The following is a 25160-nucleotide window of genomic DNA, read 5'->3' on the forward strand; positions in this document are numbered from 1 at the left end:
GACCGCTCCGATGCGGTCCCGTCCGGGGTCGGGCGCCGCGACACCGCCGATGCGGCAGACGAAGGGGGCCACATGACCTTCGACACTCCCGTGCTGCTCGCCGCCGGCCTGCTCCTGGTGGTGGCGCTGGCCGTCGTCGCCGTGCGGTTCGCCAGGCGGCGGGCGGCGCTGCTGGCCGAGGCGGGCGTGGCCGCGCGGGGAGCCGGGCGGTCCGGGCTCGGGGTGTGGCTGACGCTGGCGGGGCTGGCCGTACTCGCCGTCGCCGCCTCAGGGCCCGCCGCCCTCATCCCGGTGCCACGCGCCGCGGGGGTCGTCATCCTGGCCGTCGACGTCTCGGGCAGCATGGGCGCCACCGACATCGCCCCCTCGCGGCTGGCCGCGGCCCAGCAGGTCGCCCGGTCCTTCATCGAGGACCAGCCGGCCAGCGTCGACATCGGCGTCGTCGCCTTCGAGGAGGGCGCCCTCACCACCGCCCGCCCCGACGCCGACCACACCCGCGCCGTGGCCGCGATCGACCGGCTCAAGGTGACCGGCGGCACCTCGCTGGCCGCGGCCATCACCGGCTCGCTCAGCGCCATCACCGGCAAGCCGGTCGCGCTCGCGCGCGGCCAGGACGACAACCCTCCCGACCTCGGCTACTGGCCCTCGGCGACCATCGTGATCATCTCCGACGGCCACGACCTGGGCGCCCGCGCCGACGAGGCGGCCGACCTGGCCGCCAGGGCCGGGGTCCACATCGACACCGTCGGGGTCGGCACCACCGCGGGAACCTCGGTCAAGGTCGACGGCTACCGCCTGCAGACCGCCCTCGACCCCGAGGCCCTGACCGCCGTCGCCGAGGCCACCGGAGGCACCTACCATCCCGCCTCCACGGCGGGCGACCTCGGCTCCGTCGCCTCGGCCATCGACCTGCGGCTCACCGTCTCCGACGAGCCGGTGCCGCTGGCCGGGGCGCTCATCTGCTGCGCGCTCGCGCTGCTCGGCGCGGGCTCGGCGCTCACCATCCTCCGATCGGGGCGGGTGATCTGAATGTCGCTCTCCTGGCCCTGGGCGCTCGCCGCGCTCCTGGTCCTGCCGCTGATCTTCGCGTTGCAGTGGTGGTGGAGCCGCCGTCGCCGCCGCGCCGCCGTCAGGGTCACCTCGATCGCGCTGGTCCGTACGGCGCTGCCGGGCCGTACCCGATGGCAGCGGCGCATCCCCGCCGCACTGCTGGCGGCCGGGCTCGTGGCGCTCGGCGTCGGCGCGGCCCGTCCCCAGGCCACCGTGCCGGTGCCGCTGACCTCTGCGACGATCCTGCTCGCCCTCGACGTCTCCGGATCGATGTGCTCCACCGACGTCGACCCCAACCGCATCACCGCGGCGCGGGAGGCGGCCAAGGAGTTCATCGAGTCGCAGCGCGGTGGGCCGCGCATCGGGCTCGTCACCTTCGCCGGGACGGCCGGACTGCTCGTGCCGCCCACCGACGACACCGACGAGCTGCTGAAGGCGCTCGACGGCCTGGTCACCTACCGGGGCACCGCGATCGGGCAGGCCATCCTCGCCTCCCTCGACGCCCTCGCCGAGGTCGACCCGTCGATCCCGCCGACCGGGGCCGACCCCGGCGAACCCGGCCAGGAAGGGCACGCGAGCGCCGCCATCGTCGTCCTCACCGACGGGCGGAACACCCGGGGGGTCGACCCGATGACGGCCGCCGACCAGGCGGCGCTGCGGCGGGTGCGCGTCTTCACGATCGGCTTCGGCACCACGACGCCCGCGCCGGCGGTGTGCGACAGCTCGCAGATCGACGGCGGGTTCGGCGGGTTCGGGGGACGGGGCGGCTTCGACAGCGGGCGCGGCGGCGGCGGGTGGCGCAGCCGGGGCGTGATCGACGAGGCGGCGCTCAAGGAGGTCGCGGCGACCACGGGCGGCACCTACAGCCGCGCCGAGGACGCGGGACAGCTCCACGACGTGCTCGCCGACCTGCCGGGCACGTTCAGCGTCGTGCACGAGCAGCGCGACCTGTCGGCGTGGTTCGCGGTGCTCGGCGGCCTGCTCGCGGGCCTGGCGACGGCGCTGTCGCTGTGGTGGAACCGCGCCCGGCGAACGTGACCCGGCCCGCGCCAGGCGAACGTGACCTGGCGAGTGTCGGGCGGCTCCCGGCTCCCGCCTGGGGCTTCCGGCTCCCGCCTGGGGCTTCCGGCTCCCGCCTGGGGCTTCCGGCTCCCGCCGTCCGCCGTCCGCCGTCCGCCTCCCGGCTTCCGGCAGCGGTGCGAGTCGGGCGCGGGTGCGGCGGGCTAGGTGAGCAGGTCGAGCAGGTCGAGCCGGGCGGGCGGTGGGAGGGGCTCCGCTCCCTCGGCGCGGAAGGCGCTGAGCATGTACGCGACGAGCCGCCGTGAGGCCGCCGCGGCGTTCTCGGCGGACCGGGAGGCCAGGCCGCCGTTGGCCACCAGCAGCAGGAAGAGGTCGTCCAGCTGGAAGTCGGCGCGCAGCCGTCCCGCCGCCTTGGCGCGGCGCGTCAGCTCGGTGAAGCTCTCCACGGCGCGCAGCCGTTGCCCCTCGACGTCCACCGCCTGGGGAAAGGCCGCGATGAACGCCGCGCTGAACCCGCGGTCGGCCGCCTGCATGGCGCAGACCCGCTCGACGGCGGTGCGGAATCCGCGCCAGGGGTCGGGGTCGGCCAGCGCGGCGTCGACCACCGACGCGCACGCGTGGAACCGGTCGGCGAAGACCTCGGTGACGAGCGACTCCTTGGTGGGGAAGCGCCGGTAGAGCGTGGCCGCCCCCACGCCGGCGTGGCGGGCGATCGCCGCCATCGGCACGTCGAGCCCGCGTCTGGCGAACAGTTCGCTGGCGACCTCGACGATGCGGTCGCGGTTGGAGCGCGCGTCGGAGCGCAACGGCTGGTGAGAGGCCTGGGTGCTCATGTCTCTCACTTCCCGGGCAAATGGACGATGCTCTCCACTTACGCTAATACGGTGGGGGTCATGCCATTCCAGGGTCCCCTCCCTCAGCAGTTGGTCGGCCGGGTCAACGCGTGTGTCCTGTCGTTGCGGACCTCTCCTCGGGTGGGCCGTCTCGTGCGCAGGCACCTCACCGTCGTCACCTACACGGGGCGCCGCACCGGTCGGACCGTCAGCACGCCCGTCGGGTTCCGCCGCAAGGGGGACACGGTCACGATCCCCGTCCAGTTCCCCGACGCCAAGCGCTGGTGGCGCAACTTCACCGGCGAGGGCGGCCCGATCTCGCTCGAACTGGACGGCGCCGACCGGAGCGGGCACGCGGTCGCGAAGCGCGTCGGCCCTCGCCGCGTCACCGTGACCGTCCGCCTCGACGGCTGACGCCCTGCGATCGGCGGGGCGGGCCCTTCAGCGCGGCGTGCCGTACCAGCGCCAGTCGATGCGGCGGGGCCGGCCCGGTTGGTCGATGCGGCCGGTGGCCCACAGCAGGCTCGGCCACGGGGCCTCCACGACGGGGACGTCGGGGAACAGCCGCGCCAGGGCCCGTTCGCTCAGGTCCTGGGGCGCCTCCCAGGTCAGTCCCAGCCCTTCGGCGATGTCGTGCGTGTGCACGAGCGTCTCCACGACGCCCATCGCGGCGAAGCCCTCGGGATCGGAGGCGCCGAACACGTGGGGTGCCAGGGTGCCGGGCGCGGCCGCGTCGACGGCCAGCGCCAGCAGCCCGCCGCAGGCCTCGACGACGGTGAGGAGCCCTTCGGGACCCGCCGCCGCGTCGCCGAACACGACGTTGCCCGGCCCGCCTGGCCGGTCGTGGGTGATCCGCAGCGGCACCCTGGGCACCGCCATCGGCTGTGCGAGCCCGAAGCGCAGGGCGTAGGTCAGCAGGTCGTCGGCCAGGTGCTCGAGGGTCTCCCGGCAGGTCCATTCCAGGGTGCCCGCGGGCGCGTCCCACCGGGCGGCGGGGACGCCGGTGAGAACCTTCACGCTCAGGGCGACGGCAAGGCGCACGTCGGCGCCGCTCGACGGCATGCCCACACCCTAGCCCGCACCTGGGCCCCCACCAGGGGAAGGCCTGGCTATCCGCTCTTGAGAAAGGCTTTTCGTACGCGTATGATTCATGCAAGTGCCTATGTCAGTAAGTGTGAGTAAGTGGCTCCACCCCTTGTGCCGTTCGGCAAATCAACATAGGAAGCAGGGTGATCGCCACATCAATTCGTCATGGTGAGTGAGTCGCACATCGCGACCCATTGTGCGGTCCTACTGAGATGAACAATGGGAGGCTTCAAGTGCCCATCGATGTCATGGTCTCCGACGACCTGCAATTATCCCGCTGCGCACTCACCGCGTTGCTGGAGCGAAGCGACGACATCCGCGTGGTCGGTTCTGCCGACGCGAGTCTCGACGCCCTGGAATGCGCGGAGACGCATCGCCCGGACGTCGCGATCATCAGCTTCGAAGGCGCCGACACCGACGCGATCGTCATCGCCGAGAAGATCGCCACTCTTCCGGGGTGCAGGAGCCTGCTCCTGGCCTCGGCCTTCAGCCGCACCATCGTCCGCCAGGCCTTCACCAGCGGGATCGACGGCATGGTGCAGCGCAGCGCCCCGCCGCGCCAGTTCTTCGACGCCATTCACCGGGTCCACCAGGGTGAGCGCGTGTTCGACGCGGAGCTGACGGTCGCCGCGCTGGCCAACGGGGGATGCCCGTTGACGCTGCGGGAGCTGTCGGTGCTGGAGTACGTCGCCCAGGGCGACACGGTGCTGGAGGTCGCGGCCCGGCTGCACCTGTCGGAGGGGACGGTGCGCAACTATCTGTCCTCCGTGGTGGCGAAGCTGGGGGCGCGCAACCGGATAGACGCGTTGCGGATCGCCCGCGATTCGCACTGGATTTGAGCGGCCCGGTTTTCGGGGTGCAGGAAAAGCACGGATACGGGCGGGCGTCCCCAGCGGCGTGGACTCCCGGGACTTCTTTCAAACAGTGAATGAATGAGTTCTTAACGCCTTGTCACGCGATTCTCACCTCTGCCGTGCCGCCGCTGGATGAGAAACCATGATCATGGTAGCCTCGATTTCAATCACGAGAACGCATCAGCGCTCTTCAGCGGGCGGGAATCGGACGCTTTCGGAGTGACCGGGCGGCTCGAGGAAGTGGTGATCGTGGTGGACTGCCGCAACCTGGACCAGAAGGACGGCGGCCGGAGCGTGAAGACGCCGCCCGGCCGTGGGAGACACCGGGTGCGGGCGACGGGCGGAGGTAGGAGCCGGCGACCCCGGGGGGTGGTGGTCACGGGGAGCGTGTTGACCGATCGGCCCGTCTTGGAAAGGACCAACCGACGATGCTGTTCGTTGAGCTGCTGGTGCCCAAGGGCGTGTTCGATGAACGAGAACGCCGCAGGCTGGCAGGGCGGCTGACCGGACGGCATCTGCTGGCCGCGGCGGGCGGGAGCGTCGCCCCCGACGTGGTCGACCTGCTCGACGAGCTCACCCACGTGGTGGTGCGCGAGGAGGAGGTCTGGAACGCGGGCGGTCACCTGCTCGACGCCGCGCAGGGCCCCCGGTACATCGTCAACGTGATCGCCGGCATGTGGGGCACCGAGATGAGCGACTACCTGATCTCCCGCATCACCACCGAACTGGGCGAGGCGGAGGGCAATCCGCAACCGAAGGCCGTGGTGCACGTCATCAGCCTGCCCGAGGGCGCCTACGGCCTGTACGGCAGGGCACAGGGCCCCTCCGACGTGCGGCACCTGATGGACCGTGCCGTGCGCAGCGCGCGAGGGGAGGCCCAGGCCAGGCCGTACGCCTTCGTCATCGAGACGAAGGACAACCAGGAACGCCGCTGGTCGTGGATCGTCGACTTCGGCGACGTGGTCGGGCGCGGCGTGGCCGACGAGCTGCGGGGCAGCCCCGAGGACTTCGCGCGGGCGGCGCTCGACTCCTACCTTCACCGGCTCGTCGAGCGCGCGCCGGGCGCGGCGGAGTTCTTCCTCCACGAGGACGAGCACGACACCCAGTGGCGGGTCCAGGTGTGGGACATCAGGGCCACCGGCTACGACCAGATCTGCGGCGTGCCGCCCGCCGGCGACCTGGCCAGGCGGCAGTACCCGCTCACCCTGCGCGCCGAGCGCATCGCGCCGCAGGTGATCGTCACCGTGACCGGAGAGGTGGTCCGCAACACCCTGCGGGCCAAGCACGCCGCCCAGCAGCGGGCACGCAGGGTGATGACCTGCAAACCCGTCGGGCCGTCGCACTAGCGCTCACCCCGAGCGGCCTGGACCGGCGCCGACCTGAGGACCGCGTCGAGCTCCTGGACCACCCGCCGCGCGCACGCGGCCGCCGCCGGCACGACCTCCTGCATCAGGAAGTAGCCGTGCACCAGCCCGGGACCCGGCACGTAACGGACCGGCACGCCGGCCGCGCACAGCCGCTCGGCCAGCTCGGCCCCCTCGTCGCGCAGCGGGTCGAACTCGGCCGTGGCCAGCACCGTCGGCGGCAGCCCGCGCAGGTCGGCGTTGATGAGGTCGACGAGCGGCTCGCGTCGCCGCCGCGGGTCGGGGACGTACAGCTCGTAGTGCCAGGCCATGTCGTCGACGCTCAGAAGGTACCCGTCGGGGTGCTCGCAGGCGGCGGCGATGCGCAGGCTCGGATCGACGGGCGGGTACACCAGCAGCAGCGCGGCGAGCGGCAGGTCGCCGCTCTCGCGCGCCCGCATCGCGATGCCGAGCGCCATGTGGGCGCCCGCGCTGTCACCGGCGATCACGTGGTCGCGGCCGGGGAACGTCCGGCTCGTCCAGCGGGCCGCGTCGGCGGCGTCGAGCAGCGGTGTGGGGTAGGGGAACTCCGGCGCCCGCCGGTAGCCGGCCGACACGACCACCGCGCCCAGCGACGCCGCCATCATGCGGCAGGCCGAGTCGTGGCTGTCGAGGTCGCCCAGCACCCACCCGCCGCCGTGCAGGAAGGTGATCACGCGTCCGAAGTCGGCCTCCGGGGTGTACACCCGGCACAGGATCGACGAGCCGTCGGCCGTCCCGATCGCCCGGTCGGCCGCGCGCACGCTCGCGTGGGGACCGCCGTCGCGGCGCGGCCGCCAGGCGTTGGCCCGGTATTTCTCCCTGGCCGCCTCGATGGTCATCTCCCGCGCGGGCAGCGGCGCGCCGCCGGCGCGCTGCCACGTGATCAGGTTGCGGAGAATGCGGTCCAACGGCATCGCGGCCCTCCAGTCGGCAGAGTAATTCCATCGTAGATAAAAATGCATCTCCGTGTGGCTGTGAAGAATGCATCCGCGCGAGTGAATTTCTCATGAGTTATGGTTCCACTGCAGGTCGAGGCCATGATGTGAAACGCACGCCGAGATATGTGAAATTAATCTACTGTCTCCTGGCGGTCGGCTGCTACCGTCAATGTCGGTGCTGTGGGCATCCGAAACAATAGAGCAACGGAGACAGCTGTGCCGCACCAAGTCTTATGGGAACGGGTGGCGAATTCCATCGAATTCATCCCGCCCGCGTATTCCAGCAGGGTCGAGCCCGAGTCCGTCGCGCGCGACATGCTGCGCGCCGACCGGGCGGAGATCGACGAGCTCGTCGGGGCGGGCCTGCCGTACGAGGAACGGGCCGGGGTGCGGCACTTCGACGTCAACGACCTCTACAACCTCGGGATGTACTCCGGCAAGGCGACCACGCAGCCGGAGCTGGCCTTCCGCATGCTCTTCCGGTTCGCCGGCCGTCCGGTCGACGACCTGCTGCGGCCGAAGACCTGGGACTTCCGGGTCACGCTGGAGTGCCCCGGATGCGACGAGGACGCGGCCTGGAAGCTGGAGGAGCCGGACGTCGTGCGCTTCGGGGGAGAGGTCGCCGACCTGTCGCCGCTCACCGGCGGCCGGGGATCGGCGGAGTACTCCGCGATGGTCACCACGACCGGAGCGCGCACCCCGCTGGTCTCGCCGGTGCTGCGGCGCCTGACCCGCGACTACCTGGACGCCGGCTACCGGTGGCAGATGATCCCCGTCCCGATGCAGGCCGACCACGAGCTGGTGCACGCGCTGGGCGCCACGAGCTGCATCGCGGCGAGCCTGTTCCTGGCCGAGCGGTTCCGGGAGGCCGGATACCGGGCCGAGGCCAGGCGCGGTTGGTTCTGCGGCGTCCTGGGCGGCGCGCTCGACCTGCCGCACGCCTGCGTGGAGGTCGAGGACGACGACGGCGCGACCAGGACCGTCGACATCGCCAAGGCCCAGCTGGCGGCCAGGCTCTCGCCCGACACCGGGCCGTTCCAAGAACTGTGCCTGGGATCGATCTACAACAAGGTCATCCCGTCGACGGCGTCGGGCAACGCGGCCTTCGGCCACCACGAATGCGGGTCGCCGCTGCCGATCCAGGTGCGCGCGGACATCAGGTCCGCGCGCAGAAGCTGACCTCTCGAGCCACTCCACGAGGAAGACGAGCGAAAATGGCGGTACGTGAGATCGAACCGATCGTGCTGGAGCTGGACCGGCTGGAGCAGATGGCCGAGTCCGGCTACTACAACCCGTACACGATGTTCGAATGGCCCGACGCCCTCGAGCCTGACAAGCCGTGGATGAGCGAGAGCCTGACCACGCTGGCCGGCACGCCGATGTGGGACGAGCTGACCCGCGAGCAGCAACTCGCGCTGACCAAGTACGAGGCAATCAACTTCTTCAGCCTCAACATCCACGGCATCCGCGAGCTGATGAGCGAAGTGGTCATGCGCATCCACGAGCGGACCTACTCCAACGTCTCGGAATTCCTGCACCACTTCATCGGTGAGGAAAACGAGCACATGTGGTTCTTCGCGCAGTTCTGCCTGCGCTACGGCGGCAAGCTCTACCCGGCGCAGCCGACGCTGAAGGCGGCCTCGGTGGACCACCTGTCGCAGGTCGCCCGCGAGCTGATCGTGTTCGCGCGCATCCTGATCTTCGAGGAGATCGTCGACCACTACAACGCCCTCATGGCGACCGACCAGTCGCTGCCGCACATCGCGCGCGAGATCAACCGGGTGCACCACCAGGACGAGAGCAGGCACGTCGCCTTCGGCCGGATGATCTTCCTCAACCTCCTCAAGCAGGTGGCCAGGCGCGATCCGGAGGAGGTGCCGGTGGTCGCCGAATACCTGGAGGACTACCTGCAGTACAGCATCGGCACGTTGTACAACCCCGCCGCCTACCGCGACGCGGGCATCCCGGACGCGCTGGCGCTGCGCCGGCGTGCGCTCGGCCACCCCGCCCGGGTGCAGGCGCACGACAAGGTGCTCAAGCGCACCAGGGCGTTCCTCTCCAAGGCGGGCGTCGGCAGGGAGCTGGTCAAGCGATGAGCGAGCCGTTGCAGAAGGTCAGGGAGTTCATCCTCGAGCGCAACCCCAAGATCGAGGAGATCCCCGACGACCTGGACCTGATCGACAGCCGGGCGATCAACTCGCTCGCCTTCGTCGAGTTCATCTTCCTGCTGGAGGAGCTGACCGGCGAGGCGATCGACCCCGAAGAGCTCGACCTGGACGACTTCCGCACCCTCAAGGCGATCGAAGCACGATTCTTCACCCAGAAGGCGACACTATGACCACGGCGACCGACAACGGCCTGAGCGTTCTCGACGGCGGCCAGCTGCGCCTGCTGCGCGCGATCGACGCGGTGTTCCTGCGCCTGGCCGACGGGTGGGAGGCGCCGGAGTTCCGCTTCCCGCACCTGATCCGCTGCCAGGACCTCGACACCTTCGACTACTACGACAACTTCCCGCACCTGGGCCTGGCGGCCACCCGCCTCGACCCGCAGCGCCTGGGCGCCACGCTGGCGCAGGCACGCCGCCCGGTGGAGCACGTGCCCGCCGAGGTGATGGAGCCCACCGCGTTCGCCCTGCCGTCCGCCGCCTGCTACGCGATCTACGTCGACCTGGCCGGCTCGCGCCTGCCGGGCGACGGCGTCATGCGCACCACCGTGGCGACCTGCTTCCGTAACGAGGACTACTACCAGGGCCTGCAGCGCCTGCTCGGCTTCACCATGCGGGAGATCGTCTTCATCGGGGCGGAGGAGGCCGCCAAGGCGCACCTGCTGCGCGCCAAGGACGCCGTGACCACGCTCTGCGCCGAGCTCGGGCTCGGCCTGGAGCTGCAGGTCGCCACCGACCCGTTCTTCGACAAGAACAGCGGCAAGGCCAAGATGCAGCGGCTCTTCCCCGTCAAGGAGGAGTTCGTCGTCAACGGCCTGGCGATCGGCTCGGTCAACTACCACCGCAACTTCTTCGGCGAGCGCTGCGGCATCCAGGTCGGCGAGGAGACGGCGCACACCAGCTGCCTCGCCTTCGGCCTGGAGCGCTGGGTGCACACGCTGACGGACCACTTCGGCTCCGTCGCCGCCGCGCAGGCGGCCGTGGCCGGGCTGCTCTGACCCCTCACGACCAGGACACCACGGAGGTGGTCCGATGACGACCTTGACCGATGACGGCCTGCGAGTCCTCGACGACAGCCAGACGCGGTTGCTGCGCGCGATCGAAGGCGTCTTCCTGCGCTGGGCCGGCATGTGGAACGCCCCCGAGCACCGCTACCCGCCGCTGCTGCGCGCCCGCGACCTCGACACCTTCCACTACTTCGACGCCTTCCCGCAGGCCGGCCTGTCGGTCGCCCAGCTCGACCCGGAGCGGCTCGGACCGGTGCTGGCCGAGACCTCGCGGCCGGTGGACCGGCTGCCGGGCGAGGTGATGGGAGCCACCGGCTTCGCCCTGCCGATGGCGGCCTGCTACTGGGTCTACATCGACCTCGCGGGCGCGGTGCTGCCCGAGGAGGGGACCGTACGGACCACCGTGGCGAGCTGCTTCCGCAACGAGGCCCAGTACGACGGCCTGCAGCGGGTCCTCGGCTTCACCATGCGCGAGTTCGTCTGCGTGGGCTCCGGCCAGGCGGCCAGGGAGCACTACCTGCGCGGCCGCGAGACCGTGCTCGCCTTCGGCGCCGAGCTGGGGCTCGACATGCGGCTGGAGGTCGCGGGCGACCCGTTCTTCGAGGCGTTCAAGAACGACGACGCCTCGCAGCGGGAGTTCCCCGTCAAGGAGGAGTTCGTCGTCAACGGCCTGGCGATCGGCTCGGCCAACTACCACCGCAAGTTCTTCACCGGCCGGCTGGGCATCCAGGCGGGCCAGGAGACGGCGCACACCAGCTGCCTGGGCTTCGGGCTGGAGCGGTGGGTGCACACCCTGACGCAGGCCTTCGGCAGCGCGCGGGCCGCGCTGTCCGCCGTCGAGAGACTCCTCTGATGCGCACCACGGTCGCAGCGGTCCTCGGCACCGAGGTGAGCCTGCTGCAGTCGGGGATGGGCGGCGTCTCGGGCACGGAGCTGGCGTGCGCGGTGTCCAACGCCGGCGGCGCCGGGTGCGCGGGCGGCTACAAGCTGGTCGGCGCGCCGCTGACGGCGATGCTCGAGCGGCTGGCCGAGGGGACCGGCAAGCCTGTCGGCCTCAACCTGGTCCCGGAGGTGGTCGGCCCCGACGAGCTGGACCGGCAGGTGACCCAGATCCTCGCCGAGACCCCCGGACACGTGTACCTGTCGTTGTTCGGCATGCCGGACGACGCGGTGCTCGAACGTGTCGCCGCGGACGGCAGGAAGCTCGTCGTCCAGGTCGGCACGGTGGCCGACGGCGTGCACGCGGCGGGATACGGAGCCGTCGTGGTCGCCCAGGGCATCGAGGCGGGCGGCCACCTGCTCGGCCACTCGAAGCGTGACGAGCTGGTGGCCGGGCTGCGCGAGCGCCTGCCCGACGCCTGCCTGGTCGCGGCGGGAGGGATCGGCTCGCCGCACGAGGCGCGCAGGGCCCTGGCCGCCGGGGCCGACGGCATCATGCTGGGCACCGCCTTCGTGGTCACCTACGAGTCGCGGGCGCATCCCTACTTCAAGCGGGCGGTGTGCGCGGCCGACGAGGGCGACACGGTCATCACCGACGTCTACGAGATCGGCTGGCCGGGGCGCAGGCACCGGGTGCTGGCCACGGAGGTGACCCGCAACCCGCACCAGCCCAAGAACTTCATCGGCCGCACGGTGGTCGAGGGACAGACGTTCCTGGTGCCGAGATTCAGCGCCGCGGTGCCGACCGACACCACCACCGGCAAGATCGAGGAAATGGCGCTGTATTGCGGATTGTCGTGCGGCGCCATTCTCGGAGAACTCGCGGCGGCCGACGTCGTCGCGCAATTCGCGCGCATCCTTCCGGGCGCGGAAATCGTCGAATCAGGGAAAGGATAGGAAGCGATGTCGGGTTACGCGAATCTGGCACAGCTGGATCTGGCCTACCGCGAGGACCGGCGCATTCGCGTCAGGGACGGCGTGGAGCTCTATTACGAGACCCGCGGCGAGGGCACGCCCATCACGCTGCTGAACGCCTTCTTCCTGCCCAGCCCGTCGTGGCGGGTGTTCACCGAGGAGCTGGCCGGCAGCTACCAGGTCGTGGGCTACGACCTGTGCAACCACGGCAAGTCCTCGCACGTGGGGCCGGAGCCGACGTGGGAGGAGCACGCGGCCGACCTGATCGCCCTGCTCGACGGGCTGGAGATCGAGTCGACCCACCTGATCGCCGCCTCGACCTCGACGATCCTGGCCAGGGACGTCGCGCTGCGCCACCCCGACAGGGTCAGGGGCGTGGTGCTGGCGGGCCCGGTGTTCGGCCCGCGCGGCATGCGGCGCCAGCGCCAGGTCCAGCGCGCGTGGCTGCGCACGCTGGAGAGCCACGGCATCGCGGGCCTGTACGAGCACATGTACCCAGAGGTGTTCAGCGCGGAGATGAACGAGGCCATCGGCACGCCGGGCTTCCTCGGCTTCCGCGAGGCGTTCTCCGCCCTGTCGACCGTCGACGACCTGGTCAACGGCCTCAAACGGGCTATGGAGGACGTCGGCGACCCGGGCATCCTGGCCGGCGTGGAGCGGCCGGCGCTGGTGGTCGTCGGCGACGACGACTTCCTGATGGGCCCGACGGCCGCCAGGGAGCTGGCCGCGCTCTTCCCCGACGGCCGGGCCGAGATCATGCCGAAGGCCGGTCACGTGCCCTTCGTCGACGACGCCGAGGGATTCCAGGCGATCGTCCGCAAGTTCTTCGAGGAAGTGGACGCCCGTGCCTGACAGCGAGGCGGCCGTACGCAAGCGCATCCGCGGGCTGCTCGCGCAGCTGTACGGCGGTGACAGCTTCGTCGAGACGGTGTCCGACGGCATCTCGCTGCGCCAGGCGGGAGTGTCGTCCCACGCGCTGGTCGCCCTGCTGGTGGCCATGGAGGACGAGTTCGGATTCGAGTGGGACGACGACGTGCGGCCGGAGGCGTTGCGCTCGATCGAGTCGCTGGCCGGTCACGTCCTGTCCCTTCCGGAGTGACGGCCCATGGCAGTCAGACCGCAGGTCCCCGACGGTGCCGCCGCCGAAGGCACGCTGACCGTGTGGCGACCGGTCCAGCCGCCCTACGGCCCGCCGGAGCAGTTCGACGCGGGCCGTAGGGCGGCCGGCGCCGCCCTGTTCGCGGCGGGGGCGGCCGAGCGCAAACGCTTCGTGCCCCGCGAGCCCGACGGCCGTCCTGGATTCCCGCCGGGCTTCCCCGGCTCGATCGCCCACACCGACCGCCTGGCGATCGCCCTGGTGGTGCCCGGCGCCTCGTCGGTCGGCGTCGACATCGAGAGCGCGGTCATCACCGCGCGCATGGCCAGATTCGTGCTGCGCGGCCTTGAGTCGCAGACGTTGCTCCCGCCCGTGGGCGACTACACCATGCGCGAGCTCTTCGCGGCCAAGGAGGCGGCGTTCAAGGCGCTGTACGCCAGCGGCGCGCTGGAGGAGTTCCCGTTCTGGTGGATCGAGCTGGCCGAGGCGGACGGTGTGCTGATCGCCTCCTACCGCGGCTCGCAGGTGCCGGTGTGGATCCGCTCCGAGCCCGATCTCTCGCTCGCGGTCGCCATTCGCCGCTGACGCGGAAATGCCGAATTCACTTTTCACGTTCATGAATGAATTTCGCACGTATACGCTCCTGGTCGATCTTGATAGCGTCCTTTTAGGAGGAGTCGTGAATGACTCTCCTGCACATCTGATTGCGTCCATTCTTTTCGCATCCGAGGATGTCGCGTGAAACCCTGTCGAACGGCTGTGTGGTGCGGGCTGGGCCGCGTCGTCCCGGAACGGGTCGTCGGCAACGACGAGCTGGAGCGGCGCCTGGCGACCACCGCAGAATGGATCGAACGCCGCACCGGCATCCGCCGCCGGCACCGGGTGGCCCCCGGGCAGTCCACCTCGGACCTCGCCGTCGCGGCCGGATCCCTGGCACTGAGATCGGCCGGCATCGGAGGCGGTGAGGCCGGCGCCGTCGTGCTGGCCACGACCACGCCCGACCGGCTCTGCCCCGCCACGGCCCCCGAGGTCGCGCAACGGCTCGGCCTGGGCACCGTGCCGGCCTTCGACGTCTCGGCGGCGTGCGCCGGCTTCGTCTACGGCCTGGCCACGGCGGCCGGCCTGATCAGCGCCGGGATCGCCGAGCGGGTCCTGCTGGTCGCGGCCGAGACCTACTCGGCCATCGTCGATCCCGGCGACCGCACCAACGCGGCGATCTTCGGCGACGGCGCGGGCGCGGTCGTGCTCCGCGCGGGCGATCCTGACGAGCCGGGCGCCGTGGGACCGTTCGACCTCGGCAGCGACGGCGCGGGCGGCGACCTCATCAAGGTCGAGGCCGGTGGCGCCAGGCAACGGTCGTCGGGACGGCCCCCGCGGGCCGGCGAGGAGTTCTTCTCCATGGACGGCCGCTCCGTCTACCGCCAGGCGGTCGAGCGCATGTCCGCCTCCTCGCGCGAGGTGCTCGGCCGGGCCGGGCTGAGCTGCGCGGAGGTGGACCGGCTGGTCCCGCACCAGGCCAACATGCGCATCATCGAGTCGGTCGCGGGCCATCTGGGCATACCGGCGGACCGCTGCGTCAGCAACATCGCCGAGGTCGGCAACACGGCCGCGGCGTCCATCCCGATCGCGCTGGCCGACGCGGCCGCCGCCGGTCAGCTCGAGCAGGGCCACCGGGTGCTGCTGACCGCGTTCGGCGGCGGGCTGGCCTGGGGTTCCTGCCTGCTCACCTGGCCCAAACTGGAGGTCTGTCATGACTGAGATCAAAGATCGCTTCATCGCCCTGATCGCGGTCATCGCCGAGACGCGTCCCGAGACCATCGCCGAGACCAGCACCTTCCGCGAGCTCGACCTCGACTCGCTCGCGCTGGTCGAGCTGTCGATGCAGGCCGAGGAGGCGTTCGCGGTCCCGATCGAGGAGGAGGCCTTCCAGGCCGACACCACGGTCGACGAGGCTCTCCGGCTCATCAACGGGCGCCTGGGGGTGGGATGATCGGCCCCCTGGTCCTGTCCGCCCCGGACGCCGCGGGCCTGGCCGCCCGCGCGGCCGACCTGCGCTCAGGACTCGACACGACGCTGAACGACGCGCTGCCCGCGATCCGCGCGGTCCTGCGCACCGGCCTCGACATCCGGGGCGGCACGGGCGCCGAGCGCGCGGTGATCCTGGCCAGCGGCCCGGCCCGGCTGACCGGCCTGACCGCGCTCGCCGAGGGCAGGCCCGACCCCCTGGTGGTGCGCGGCCGCGCCGACGGCGAGCGCCGTCCCGTCCTGGTCTTCTCGGGGGCGGGCGCCCAGCGGCCCGGCATGTGCCGTGAACTGCTGGAAGGTGACGCCGACTTCCGCGCGGCGGCGGGCGAGGCCCTCGACCTCTTCGGCGGCGGCGTCGCCGACGCGCTCGCCGGCCGGCGCGGCGCCCCCGACATGCAACGCCCGGAGATCCACCTGCCCGCCCTGTTCACCACGCAGGTCGGCCTGGCGGCGATGTGGGCGCGCTGCCTGGCGCCGCCCGCCGCCGTGATCGGGCACAGCATCGGCGAGATCGCCGCCGCGTACGTGGCCGGCGCGCTCACCCTGGACGAGGCCGCCACGGTCACCCGCACCATGGGCGCGGCCGTCGGCGAGCTCACCGGCAGCTCCGCCATGCTGTCCGTGCTCGCGCCCGCGGAGAAGATCAACGGCCTGCTGGTGGAGGGCGTCGAGCTGGCGGCCGTGAACGGGCCGAGGGTCGTCATGGTGGCCGGCCCCGACGGCGAGGTGCGGGCCCTGGCCCTGCTGCTGCGCCAGATGCGGATCGCCTGCAAGCTGATGCCCGGCGGGTACGGCGTGCACTGGAAGGGCGTCGAGCAGGTCCGCGAGCCCCTGATGGCGCTGCGCTTCCCCCGCAGGACACCCGAGACGCCGCTGTACTCCGCCGCGGAGGGCGGCTCCCACGTGATCGACGGCCTGTCCGACGGCCACTGGTTCCAGTGCCTGCGCGCCCCCGTGCAGTTCACCTCCGTCCTGCGCTCGGCCGCCTTCGCCCAGCCGGTCGCCTTCGTGGAGGTCAGCCCCTCCCCGGTGGTGGCCTACGGCATGCAGCAGGCGATCGCCGACGAGGTTCCCGTCGTCGGCGCCCCCGAGGACACCGCCTCCGGCTTCCTGAGAGGCCTGGCCGAGGCCCACGTCGCGGGCGTCGCCGTCGACTGGAAGTCCGCCCCCGCGGGCGGAGCCGACCTGCGCACCCCCTCCGGCGAGCTGTCGGGCGACCTGCTCGCGCTGGTGCTCGCCGAACTCGCCACCCTCACCGGGCGCCTGGGCGCCTTCCCCGACGACACCTTCCAGGCGTGCGGCCTGGACTCGGCCGGCGCGGTACGGCTGGCCAGCCGCCTCAGCGCCGCCACCGGCACGCGGCTCACCGCCGCTGCCCTGTTCGAGCACGCCACTCCGGCGGCGCTCGCCTCCTACCTGCGCGAGCCGCAGGACCGCGCCGTCCCCGTGCCGGGACGGCGTGACGCCAGCGGCGAAGACGGCCTCGGCAACGAGTTCGAGCTGCTGCTCAAGGAAATCGGAACTGGGGTGGAGTGATGAAACGGAGCACGAGCCAGGTCACGCGCATCGCCGAACTCGGCGAGCAGCGGCGCGCCGAGCTCGACCGCAAGCTCACCGCGTTCGCGGGAGCCGTACGCGGGGAGCCGATCGCGATCGTGGGTGCGGGCTGCCGCTTCCCCGGAGGGGTGAACTCGTTCGGGTCGCTGGCCAAGCTGCTGCTCGACGGCGTCGACGCGGTCACCGAGGTGCCCGCGACCCGCTGGGACGTCGGCCGCTACTACGACCCGGAGCCGCGCACGCCCGGCCGCACCCAGTCACGCTGGGGCGGCTACCTGGAGGACCCGGCCGGGTTCGACGCCGGCTACTTCGGGATCAACCCGTCCGAGGCCGAGGCCATGGACCCGCAGCACCGCGTCTTCCTCGAAGTGGCCTGGGAGGCGCTCGAACACGCCGGCATCAGGCCGCGCGGGCTGAGCGGCGGACGCACGGGCGTGTTCGCCGGCTTCTGCCACGCCGACTACCTGGTCAGGCTCGCCGACTCCGGCGACATCGGCTCCACCTACCTGGCCACCGGCATCACGCACAGCGTCGGCGCCGGCCGGGTCGCCTACCTGCTCGGCGTGCACGGGCCCGTCGTGGCCGTCGACACCGCCTGCTCCACCGGCCTGGTCACCGTGCACCAGGCCGCGCAGAGCCTGCGCAACCGCGAGTGCGACGTGGCCCTGGCGGGCGCGGCCGTCCTGCACATGGACCCGAAGACCGCCGTCTCCTTCTCCCAGTGGGGCATGCTGTCGCCCAGCGGGCGCTGCCGCGCCTTCGACGCCGACGCCGACGGGTTCGTCCGCAGCGAGGGCTGCGGCGTGGTCGTCCTCAAGCGCCTGGGAGACGCCCTCGACGCGGGCGACCGCATCCTCGGCGTGCTCCGCGCGACCGCCGTCAACCACGACGGCCGCTCCAACGGCCTGACCGCGCCCTCGCCCGTCGCCCAGCGCGACGTCATCGAGCAGGCGCTGAGCGCCGCCTCCATCGACGTGGAGGACGTGCGGCTGATCGAGGCCCACGGTCCCGGCACGCCGATCGGCGACCCCATCGAGTTCTCCGCCCTGGCGGCCACCTACGCCACCGTGCCCGTGCCGCGCGCCCTGGGCTCGATCAAGACCAACCTCGGCCACACCGAGTCGGCCTCCGGCGTCGCCGGCCTGCTCAAGGTCCTGGTCGCGATGCGCGCGCGGACCATTCCGGCGAACCTGCACTTCCGCCGCTGGAACCCCGAGATCGACCCCGACGGCACGGGCCTGTTCATCCCCACCGCCGCCACCCCCTGGCCCGACGGGGCCGAGGGACCCCTGCTGGGCTCCGTCTCCAGCTTCGGCCTGGGCGGCACCAACGCCCACGCCATCGTCGAATCGGCGCCCGAGCGCGCCGTGCGCCGCCCGCGCACCCGGCCGCAGGGCATCTTCACCGTCTCCGGCAGCACCGCCGCAGCCGCCGCCGAGACCGCCCACCGCATCGCCGACTGGATGGAGAACGGCGGCGGCACCACGCCGCTGGCCGACGTGGGCGCCACCCTGGCCGCCCTGCGCGACCACCGCAACGCCCGCCTGGCCGTCGTCGCCGGCACCAGGACCGAACTGGCCGACCGGCTGCGCGCCGCCGCGCGCGAGGAGATCGGCTCGGCCATCGGCACCGCGGCCGGCACCGCCACCCGCGCCAAGCCGATGGTCTGGGCCTTCTCCGGGCAGGGCGCGCAGTGGGCCAGGATGGGCGCGGCCCTGCTGGACGAGCCCGCGTTCGCCGCCGTCGTCGACGAGCTCGAACCGCTGATCGCCGCCGAGTCCGGCTTCTCCGTGCGCGAGACCCTCCAGGCCGCGGAGGTCGTCACCGGCATCGACAGGGTGCAGCCCACCCTCCTGGTCATGCAGCTCGGCCTGGCCGCGATCTGGCGCTCCCACGGGGCCACGCCCGCCGCCGTGATCGGGCAGTCGATGGGCGAGGTCGCCGCCGCCATCGTCGCGGGCGCGCTGACCCCCGCCGACGGCGTCAAGGTCATCTGCCGCCGCACCAGGCTCATGAGCAGGATCGCCGGAGCCGGCGCCATGGCCTCGGTCGAACTGCCCCGCGCCGAGGCCGAGCGCGACCTGCCCGACGGCGTCACCGTCGCCGTCGTCTCCTCGCCGGGCACCACCGTGGTGGCGGGCGACACCGCCGAGATCGACAGGCTCATCGACCTGTGGGAGGACCGCGACGTGCCGGTCCGCCGCATCTCCGTCGACGTCGCCTCGCACTCGCCGCAGGTGGACCCCATCCTGGACGAGCTGGCCGCGAATCTGGCCGACCTCGACCCCGGCCGGCCCGCGATCGCCTTCTACGGCACCGTGCTGGACGACCCGCGTGCCGTACCCGACTTCGACGCCGCCTACTGGGTGGCCAACCTGCGCAGGCCCGTCCAGCTGGCCGACGGGGTGGCGGCCGCCGCCGCCGACGGCTACCAGCTGTTCGTCGAGCTCTCCCCGCACCCGCTGATCACCAAGAACATCGAGGAGATCTGCGCCCACGCCGGACGCTCCGAGGCCACGGCCCTGGGCGCGATGCGGCGCGGCGAGGACCCGCTGACGACCGTGCCCGCCCAGATCGCCGCCGCCCACTGCGCGGGCGCCGAGCTGGACCTGACGGCCTGGCACCCCGAGGGCTCCCTGGCCGACGCGCCGCCGACCGCCTGGAACCACACCGGTTTCCTGGTGCCGGTGCCGCGCGCGGGCAGGCGCGCCGGGGGCGGCCACCCGCTGCTCGGCGCGCACGCCGACACCCCCGACGGGCACCGGTGGAGCGCCGACGTCGGCCTCGAGTCCGTGCCGTGGCTGGGCGACCACCGCGTCAACGGCATCCCGCTCTTCCCGACGGCCGGATACGTCGAGATGGCCTTCACCGCGGGCAGCACCGCCTTCGCCGTACCCGCCGAGCGGATCGAGATCACCGACCTGCGCATCCCGCGCGCCCTGGAACTCGACGCCCGCACCAGGATCAGCACCAGCGTCTCCTCCGACGGCCTCTTCCGCGTGCGCGTCCTGGAGAGCGAGTGGGAGACCGTCGCCACCGCCCGGCTGCGCGTGCTCGACGAGGCCGCCGTTCCCGCCGGGCTGTCCGGCCTGGCGGCGGAGGAGATCGGGCGGCTGCGCGCCGCGCACGCGGAAACGCTCGACCCCGACGCCGTCTACGCGGGACTGCGGGCCAGGGGAGTGGAACACGGTCCCGCCTTCAGCGGCCTGACCGGCCTGGCGCGGGAGCCGGAGGGCGGCGTACTCGCCGAGGTGAGGGTCCCTCCCGTGGCCAGGTCGGTCGGGCACGACCTGCAAATCCATCCCGGGCTGTTCGACTCCTGCCTGCAGGCCTCGGCGGCGCCGCTCGTCACCGGGAACTCCAACGCGGCCGTGCTGCCTGTCGGCATCGACCGCGTCCGCCTGCACGCCGCCCAGCCCTCCGAAGGCCTGTGCGCGGCCCGCCTGACAGGCTTCCGCCTGCTGTCCGCGGACGGCGCCGTCCTGCTCGAAGCCGAAGGGCTCAGGCTGGCCGAGCCGGGCCCCGACGACTCGCGGCTGCTGGCCGTCACCTGGCAGGAGACCGCGCCGCTGCCCGAACCCTCCGACACCGCGGGCACGGGCCGCTGGGCCGTCATGGCCGAGGACCCGGGCGACCCGCTCGCCGAGGCCCTGCGCAGCGGGCTCGAAGCCGCGGAGGACACGCCGGGCGGCGTCGTCTACCTGGTGGCGCCCGAACGCGGCGACCAGGGCGAGCGCGGGCGCGTGCTGGTGGAGAAGGCGATCGAGGTGATCGCCCGCTTCTCCGACGACGCGCCCAGGGTCTGGTTCGTCACCCGCGACGCCCAGCCGGTCCTCGACGGCGACGGTCAGGCCGTGGCGCAGTCGGCGCTGCGGGCTCTCATCAAGTCGGCCGGGCACGAGCACCCCGAGATGCGCGTCTCCCACCTGGACCTGGACGGCGGCGCCGACGCCGCCGCCATCGTCAGGGAACTGGCCGCCGACACGCCGGAGGACGAGGTCGCCCTGCGCGGCGAGCGGCGCTTCGTCGCCCGGCTCACGCCCGCGCCGCTCCACGTCGACGAGCGCAGGCGCATCGCCTCCACCGAGGAGTACGTGCTGGCCTGCCGTACGCCCGGAGACCTGTCCAGCCTCGAGATCCGCGGCGCCTCGCGCCGCGAGCCCGGTCCTGGCGAGGTCGAGGTGCGCATGCGCGCGGCCAGCCTCAACTACGCCGACGTCCTCAACGCCATGGGGCTGTACAAGACGGTCGACGGGGTCCCCGTGCCCCTCGGCTCCGACGGCGCGGGCGTCGTCGTCCGCGTCGGGCCGGGAGTCACCTGGGTGACTCCCGGCCGGCGGGTCGCCCTGCTCGCGCCCGGCACCCTCGGCTCGCACGTGACCGCGCCGGAAACGGCGCTCATGCCCGTGCCCGACGACTTCGACGACGTCACCGCAGCAGCGCTGCCCAGCGTCTACGCCACCGCCTGGTACGGGCTGGTGCACTGCGCCAGGATCGCCTTCGGCGAGACCGTGCTCATCCACTCGGCCACCGGCGGCGTCGGCCAGGCCGCGATCCGCATCGCCAGATCCTTCGGCGCCCGGATCATCGCCACGGCGGGCAGCGACCTCAAGCGTGCCTACCTGCGCGAGCAGGGCATCGAGCACGTCCTGGACTCGCGGACCCTGGAGTTCGCCGGCCAGGTCGCCGAGATCACCGGCGGCGAGGGTGTCGACATCGTGCTCAACACCCTGACCGGGGCCGCCCAGCGTGCCGGTCTCGCCCTGCTCAAGGTGGGCGGGCGGTTCATCGAGCTGACCAAGCGCGACATCTACGCCGACAACAGCATCGAGCTGACGCCGTTCCGCCGCAACATCACCTTCGCCAGCGTCGACCTCGGCCTGGTCGGGCAGCGGCGTCCCGCCGACCTCGGGCGGGTCCTGTCCGAGCTGGCCGAGCGGTTCGACAACGGGGAGCTGGGCGCCCTGCCCGTCACCGCGCGCCCGCTGGCGCAGGCGGCCGACGTCTTCCGCACCATGGCCGCCGCCGACCACCTCGGCAAGCTCGTCATCACCCTGCCAGAAGGGCCCGTCGAGGCCTGGCGAGCCGACAGCCCCGTGGCACGCGACGCGTCGTACATCGTCACCGGCGGCCTGGGCGGCATCGGGCTCAAGCTGCTCGGCTACCTCGCAGGCAACGGCGCCGGCCGGGTCGTGCTGAACGCCAGGTCCGCGCCCACCCCGCAGGCCGAGCAGGCCATCGCCGCCGCACGCGCCGCCGGATGCGACGTCCAGGTCGTGCGCGGCGACCTCGCCGACCAGGCCGCCGCGCTGGTCGAGGCGGCCACCGCGGGCGGGCTGCGCCTCGCCGGCGTCGCCCACGCCGCGGCCGTCGTCGCCGACGCCACCCTCCTCAACGCCGACATCCAGCTCATCGAGCGGGTCTGGCGGCCCAAGGTCCAGGGCGGCCGGCGGCTGCACGAGGCCGTCGGCGACACGCCGCTCGACTGGTGGCTGAACTTCTCCTCGGGCGCCGGCCTGCTCGGCATGCCGGGCCAGGGCGTGTACGGCGCCGCCAACGCCTGGCTCGACGGCTTCACCACCTGGCAACGCGCCAGGGGAGTGCCCTCCGTCAGCATCGCCTGGGGCGCCTGGGCCGAGGTCGGCGCGGGCACCGGCATGGCCGCCCGCGGCTACACCATGATCGACCCCGCCGACGGCATCGCCGCGATCGACCGGCTCCTGCGCCACGACCGCGCCAGGGTGGCCTACCTGCCCTGCGAACCCGAGGTCTGGCGCAAGGAGATCCCCGCCGTCGCCACCGCACCCTTCTGGTCCGAGCTCGCCCGCGCCGACGAGGCAGGCGGCGAACTCGCAGGACCGGTCGGCACCACGCCACCCGAGCTGGAACGGCACCTGCTGACCCTGCTCCAGGGCATCCTCAAGGGCGTCACGGTCGATCCGCACGTCAACCTGACCGACCTGGGCGTCGACTCGCTCATGAGCCTGGAGCTGCGCGGCGGGATCGAGCGCAGCCTGGGCGTCCGGGTGCCGGTCAAGGTGCTGCGCACCCACGAGACCGTGGCAGAGCTCGCGGTCTACCTCTCCGAGAGGCTGGCCTCCGCATGACCGTCGCCATCACCGGCGCCACCGGCTTCCTGGGACTCCACCTGGCGGCCGAGCTGGCCAAGACCGAGGAACGACTGATCGTCCTGGCCCGCCGAACCCAGGAGCAGGCCGCCGAGGAGTTCGACAGGTTCAGCCCCGGCCTGTCGGAGCGGATCACCGTGATCCGCTCCGACGTCGCCCAGCCGCTCCTGGGCCTGGAAGAGGCGCAGTTCCGGCGCCTGGCCGACGAGATCGACGAACTGTGGCACAGCGCCGGCGACACCTCGCTGGCCACCGACGCGCCCAAGGTCAGGCGGGTCAACGTGCGCGGCACCCGCCACGTGCTCGACCTGCTCACCGCCGGCGAACGGCGGCCCGCGCTGCGGCACATCAGCACGGTCGCCGTCGCCGGGCGCCGCGCCCACGGATGCGTCGGCGACGGCGACCTCGACGACTCGCACGGCTTCAACAACACCTACGAGCGGGCCAAGTACGACGCCGAACTCCTGGTGCACGAGTGGGCCGCCGAGCACGGGCACGAGGCGACGATCCTGCGGCCCAGCGGCCTGGCCACCGACCGCCCCGGCTACCCGGGGCGGCCCCGCCACATCGTGGAGTCGGTGGCCGACGCGCTCGCGTTCGTCCTGGCCAACCACCCCGGCCTGCGCGGGGGGCTGCCCTTCCCCGCCTCCCCGCAGGCCATCACCAACATCATCCCGGTCGAGCACGCGGCGGCGCTGATGGTGGCGTACGTGCGCAGGCTCGGATCGGCCGGGGTGCACAGCTGCAACATCGCCGCCGCCTCGCCCACGCCCTTCGCGGACTTCGTGGCGGTGCTCGGGGAGCACCTCGGGATCCCGGCGTGGGTGGGGGACGCGCGCACGCCCGAGCAGGAGGCGGCGCACGCCGACTTCCCGGGCATCTTCGGGCACGGGCGGTTCACCAGGACCTACAGCCTGGCGTCGCTGGCGTCGGTGGGGCTGAGCGTGCCCGACGAGCCCCGGGCGGACGTGGACTACATGCGGGCCACCCTGGCGATCGGCACCGCCGTCCGCTGACCTCCGCGGGACAGCGGGGCACGGCGGAGCCGACCGCACCCGGCGTCGCTCCCGGACAGGGCCAGGAGCGACGCCGGGACGGGCCACGCCCCCGGAAGCCCCGCGCCGCCGGGTGCCGCGCAGAGCGTCCCGAGTCCCGCGTCACGGGCCTCGCGGAGGGTCAGGTGGGTCGTCACCCCCGCCCCCGTCGAGGGCCGTGCGCAGGGCCGTGGCGAAGGCCGGGGCGGCGGCGCCGCGGAAGCCGTGGTGCCCGCCGGGGAAGCGCACCGCCTGCTGCCCCAGCGCCGCCGCGGTGGCCACGGCGGCGCGCCCCGTGAACACCCCGACCGACTCCGCCCCGGCCGCGACCACCACCCGCGTCGCCGCCGCCCGCAGCGCCGCCACGTCCGGCCGGAAGTCGGCGACCCCGGTCGAACGGTCCGACAACAGCGGGTCGTCGCGCCGCCCGTCGTCCTCCACCGGCAGCCCGAAGCGCGCCGGATCGGCCGGCGGCAGCGCGAAGTACTCCTCCGTGAACTCCCCGCGCCACCCCGCCATCGTCAGGAACGCCGCCATCCCCGCCCCGTAGCCCTTGGCCTCGTACACCTCCATGCACGCCGTGAACGCCCGCCAGGCCGCCGCGGCGTCGGGCAGCAGCGCGGCCAGCGGCGGCTCGTGCGCCACCAGCGTCGCCACGTCAGCGGGAAAGGCCGCCACGAGCGCGAGCGCCGTGATTGCGCCGCCCCCGGAGGCGAACACGTCGACCGGCCCGCCGCCGAGCGCCTGGACGACCTGGTGCACGTCCCCCGCCTGGACGGCCGGCGCGCTGCCGGTCCGGCCGCAGACGCTGCGGCCCCGCCCGCGCGGGTCGTACCTGACCACGGCCCGTTCGGGAAAGCACGCCGCCAGCTCCGCGAAGCCGCTCGCGTCCATGTGCTGCCCGACCATGAACAGCGGCCGCCGTCCCCCGGCCGGAGGCGGCGGCCCGTCGACGTCGTACACCAGCACCGCGTCGGCGCGCGCGACCGTGTGCGTGGTCGTCATGACGCCGGCCACGCCACGGAGGCCACGGGGCCGCTGGACAGCAGCATGATCCCCCTCGGGAGAGCCTGGAGAGCCTCTACCCGTGATACAGGGGGCGAGGTCCAGACCTGGCCGCGCCGACAGG

23 protein-coding genes are annotated in these 25160 nt (G+C 72.7%); 19 read left to right on the plus strand and 4 right to left on the minus strand.

Annotated elements, in window-relative coordinates; genetic code table 11:
• The first annotated feature begins 72 nt into the window (after positions 1-72).
• Both ACIBH1_RS23970 and ACIBH1_RS23975 read left to right on the plus strand, forming a co-directional pair.
• Entirely contained in the window at positions 73-1029 is a 957-nt protein-coding gene (locus tag ACIBH1_RS23970; RefSeq protein WP_397316114.1) for a VWA domain-containing protein, read from the plus strand.
• Entirely contained in the window at positions 1030-2088 is a 1059-nt protein-coding gene (locus ACIBH1_RS23975) for a VWA domain-containing protein (RefSeq protein WP_397316115.1), read from the plus strand.
• 185 nt (positions 2089-2273) lie between these two features.
• Here the strand turns inward: ACIBH1_RS23975 and ACIBH1_RS23980 are convergent, their stop codons facing one another.
• A complete protein-coding gene (locus ACIBH1_RS23980; RefSeq protein ID WP_397316116.1) occupies positions 2274-2903 on the minus strand; it encodes a TetR/AcrR family transcriptional regulator in 630 nt (209 codons plus the stop codon).
• Positions 2904-2963: 60 nt separating this feature from the next.
• Between ACIBH1_RS23980 and ACIBH1_RS23985 the strand changes: the two genes are divergently transcribed.
• Entirely contained in the window at positions 2964-3317 is a 354-nt protein-coding gene (locus tag ACIBH1_RS23985) for a nitroreductase/quinone reductase family protein (protein WP_397316117.1), read from the plus strand.
• Between the two features lie 27 nt (positions 3318-3344).
• On the opposite strand, the gene ACIBH1_RS23990 is transcribed toward ACIBH1_RS23985, so the two are convergent.
• A complete protein-coding gene (locus ACIBH1_RS23990) occupies positions 3345-3965 on the minus strand; it encodes a maleylpyruvate isomerase N-terminal domain-containing protein (protein ID WP_397316118.1) in 621 nt (206 codons plus the stop codon).
• 257 nt (positions 3966-4222) lie between these two features.
• On the opposite strand from ACIBH1_RS23990, the gene ACIBH1_RS23995 reads away from it, so the two are divergent.
• Positions 4223-4828, plus strand: coding sequence for a response regulator transcription factor (locus ACIBH1_RS23995; RefSeq protein WP_397316119.1), 606 nt, complete (start codon positions 4223-4225; stop codon positions 4826-4828).
• 443 nt (positions 4829-5271) lie between these two features.
• Entirely contained in the window at positions 5272-6189 is a 918-nt protein-coding gene (locus tag ACIBH1_RS24000; protein WP_397316120.1) for a hypothetical protein, read from the plus strand.
• Here ACIBH1_RS24000 and ACIBH1_RS24005 read toward each other — a convergent pair.
• Positions 6186-7142, minus strand: coding sequence for an alpha/beta hydrolase (locus ACIBH1_RS24005; RefSeq protein ID WP_397316121.1), 957 nt, complete (start codon positions 7140-7142; stop codon positions 6186-6188). The genes ACIBH1_RS24000 and ACIBH1_RS24005 overlap by 4 nt on opposite strands.
• Positions 7143-7409: 267 nt before the next feature.
• On the opposite strand from ACIBH1_RS24005, the gene ACIBH1_RS24010 reads away from it, so the two are divergent.
• The 14 genes from ACIBH1_RS24010 to ACIBH1_RS24075 all read left to right on the plus strand — a co-directional run bounded on the left by ACIBH1_RS24010 (position 7410) and on the right by ACIBH1_RS24075 (position 24013).
• Positions 7410-8345, plus strand: a complete 936-nt coding sequence (locus tag ACIBH1_RS24010; RefSeq protein ID WP_397316122.1) for a hypothetical protein — start codon at positions 7410-7412, stop codon at positions 8343-8345.
• A gap of 35 nt (positions 8346-8380) precedes the next feature.
• Complete coding sequence (locus ACIBH1_RS24015; RefSeq protein ID WP_397316123.1) at positions 8381-9262, plus strand: diiron oxygenase; 882 nt, start codon at positions 8381-8383, stop codon at positions 9260-9262.
• Positions 9259-9504 (plus strand): phosphopantetheine-binding protein, encoded by a 246-nt coding sequence (locus ACIBH1_RS24020; RefSeq protein ID WP_397316124.1) that lies wholly within the window; start codon positions 9259-9261, stop codon positions 9502-9504. The genes ACIBH1_RS24015 and ACIBH1_RS24020 overlap by 4 nt, the downstream gene beginning before the upstream one ends.
• On the plus strand, positions 9501-10328 hold the full coding sequence (locus ACIBH1_RS24025; protein ID WP_397316125.1) for a hypothetical protein: 828 nt from the start codon (positions 9501-9503) through the stop codon (positions 10326-10328). The genes ACIBH1_RS24020 and ACIBH1_RS24025 overlap by 4 nt, the downstream gene beginning before the upstream one ends.
• A 34-nt stretch (positions 10329-10362) precedes the next feature.
• On the plus strand, positions 10363-11190 hold the full coding sequence (locus tag ACIBH1_RS24030) for a hypothetical protein (RefSeq protein ID WP_397316126.1): 828 nt from the start codon (positions 10363-10365) through the stop codon (positions 11188-11190).
• Positions 11190-12173 (plus strand): NAD(P)H-dependent flavin oxidoreductase, encoded by a 984-nt coding sequence (locus ACIBH1_RS24035; protein WP_397316127.1) that lies wholly within the window; start codon positions 11190-11192, stop codon positions 12171-12173. The genes ACIBH1_RS24030 and ACIBH1_RS24035 overlap by 1 nt, the downstream gene beginning before the upstream one ends.
• Positions 12174-12179: 6 nt before the next feature.
• Positions 12180-13043 carry an alpha/beta fold hydrolase gene (locus tag ACIBH1_RS24040; protein WP_397316128.1) on the plus strand — a complete coding sequence of 288 codons (864 nt, stop codon included), beginning with the start codon at positions 12180-12182 and terminating at the stop codon, positions 13041-13043.
• On the plus strand, positions 13036-13290 hold the full coding sequence (locus ACIBH1_RS24045) for a hypothetical protein (RefSeq protein WP_397316129.1): 255 nt from the start codon (positions 13036-13038) through the stop codon (positions 13288-13290). Before ACIBH1_RS24040 ends, ACIBH1_RS24045 begins: the two co-directional genes overlap by 8 nt.
• A gap of 6 nt (positions 13291-13296) precedes the next feature.
• A complete protein-coding gene (locus ACIBH1_RS24050; RefSeq protein WP_397316130.1) occupies positions 13297-13872 on the plus strand; it encodes a 4'-phosphopantetheinyl transferase superfamily protein in 576 nt (191 codons plus the stop codon).
• A 153-nt stretch (positions 13873-14025) separates the two neighbouring features.
• Positions 14026-15045: a beta-ketoacyl-ACP synthase III gene (locus ACIBH1_RS24055; protein ID WP_397316131.1), complete on the plus strand. Its 1020-nt coding sequence runs from the start codon at positions 14026-14028 to the stop codon at positions 15043-15045.
• The gene (locus ACIBH1_RS24060) at positions 15038-15277 is read left to right on the plus strand and encodes an acyl carrier protein (RefSeq protein WP_181609620.1); all 240 of its coding nucleotides are present in this window, start codon (positions 15038-15040) and stop codon (positions 15275-15277) included. Before ACIBH1_RS24055 ends, ACIBH1_RS24060 begins: the two co-directional genes overlap by 8 nt.
• Entirely contained in the window at positions 15274-16848 is a 1575-nt protein-coding gene (locus tag ACIBH1_RS24065; protein WP_397316132.1) for an acyltransferase domain-containing protein, read from the plus strand. Before ACIBH1_RS24060 ends, ACIBH1_RS24065 begins: the two co-directional genes overlap by 4 nt.
• Entirely contained in the window at positions 16848-22976 is a 6129-nt protein-coding gene (locus ACIBH1_RS24070) for an SDR family NAD(P)-dependent oxidoreductase (RefSeq protein WP_397316133.1), read from the plus strand. The genes ACIBH1_RS24065 and ACIBH1_RS24070 overlap by 1 nt, the downstream gene beginning before the upstream one ends.
• Positions 22973-24013, plus strand: coding sequence for an SDR family oxidoreductase (locus tag ACIBH1_RS24075; protein WP_397316134.1), 1041 nt, complete (start codon positions 22973-22975; stop codon positions 24011-24013). Before ACIBH1_RS24070 ends, ACIBH1_RS24075 begins: the two co-directional genes overlap by 4 nt.
• A 141-nt stretch (positions 24014-24154) precedes the next feature.
• Here the strand turns inward: ACIBH1_RS24075 and ACIBH1_RS24080 are convergent, their stop codons facing one another.
• Positions 24155-25036: an alpha/beta fold hydrolase gene (locus tag ACIBH1_RS24080; RefSeq protein WP_397316135.1), complete on the minus strand. Its 882-nt coding sequence runs from the start codon at positions 25034-25036 to the stop codon at positions 24155-24157.
• Positions 25037-25160 lie beyond the last annotated feature (124 nt).

Origin of the sequence: Nonomuraea sp. NPDC050663 (assembly GCF_044456985.1) — a bacterium.
GTDB lineage: Bacteria > Actinomycetota > Actinomycetes > Streptosporangiales > Streptosporangiaceae > Nonomuraea.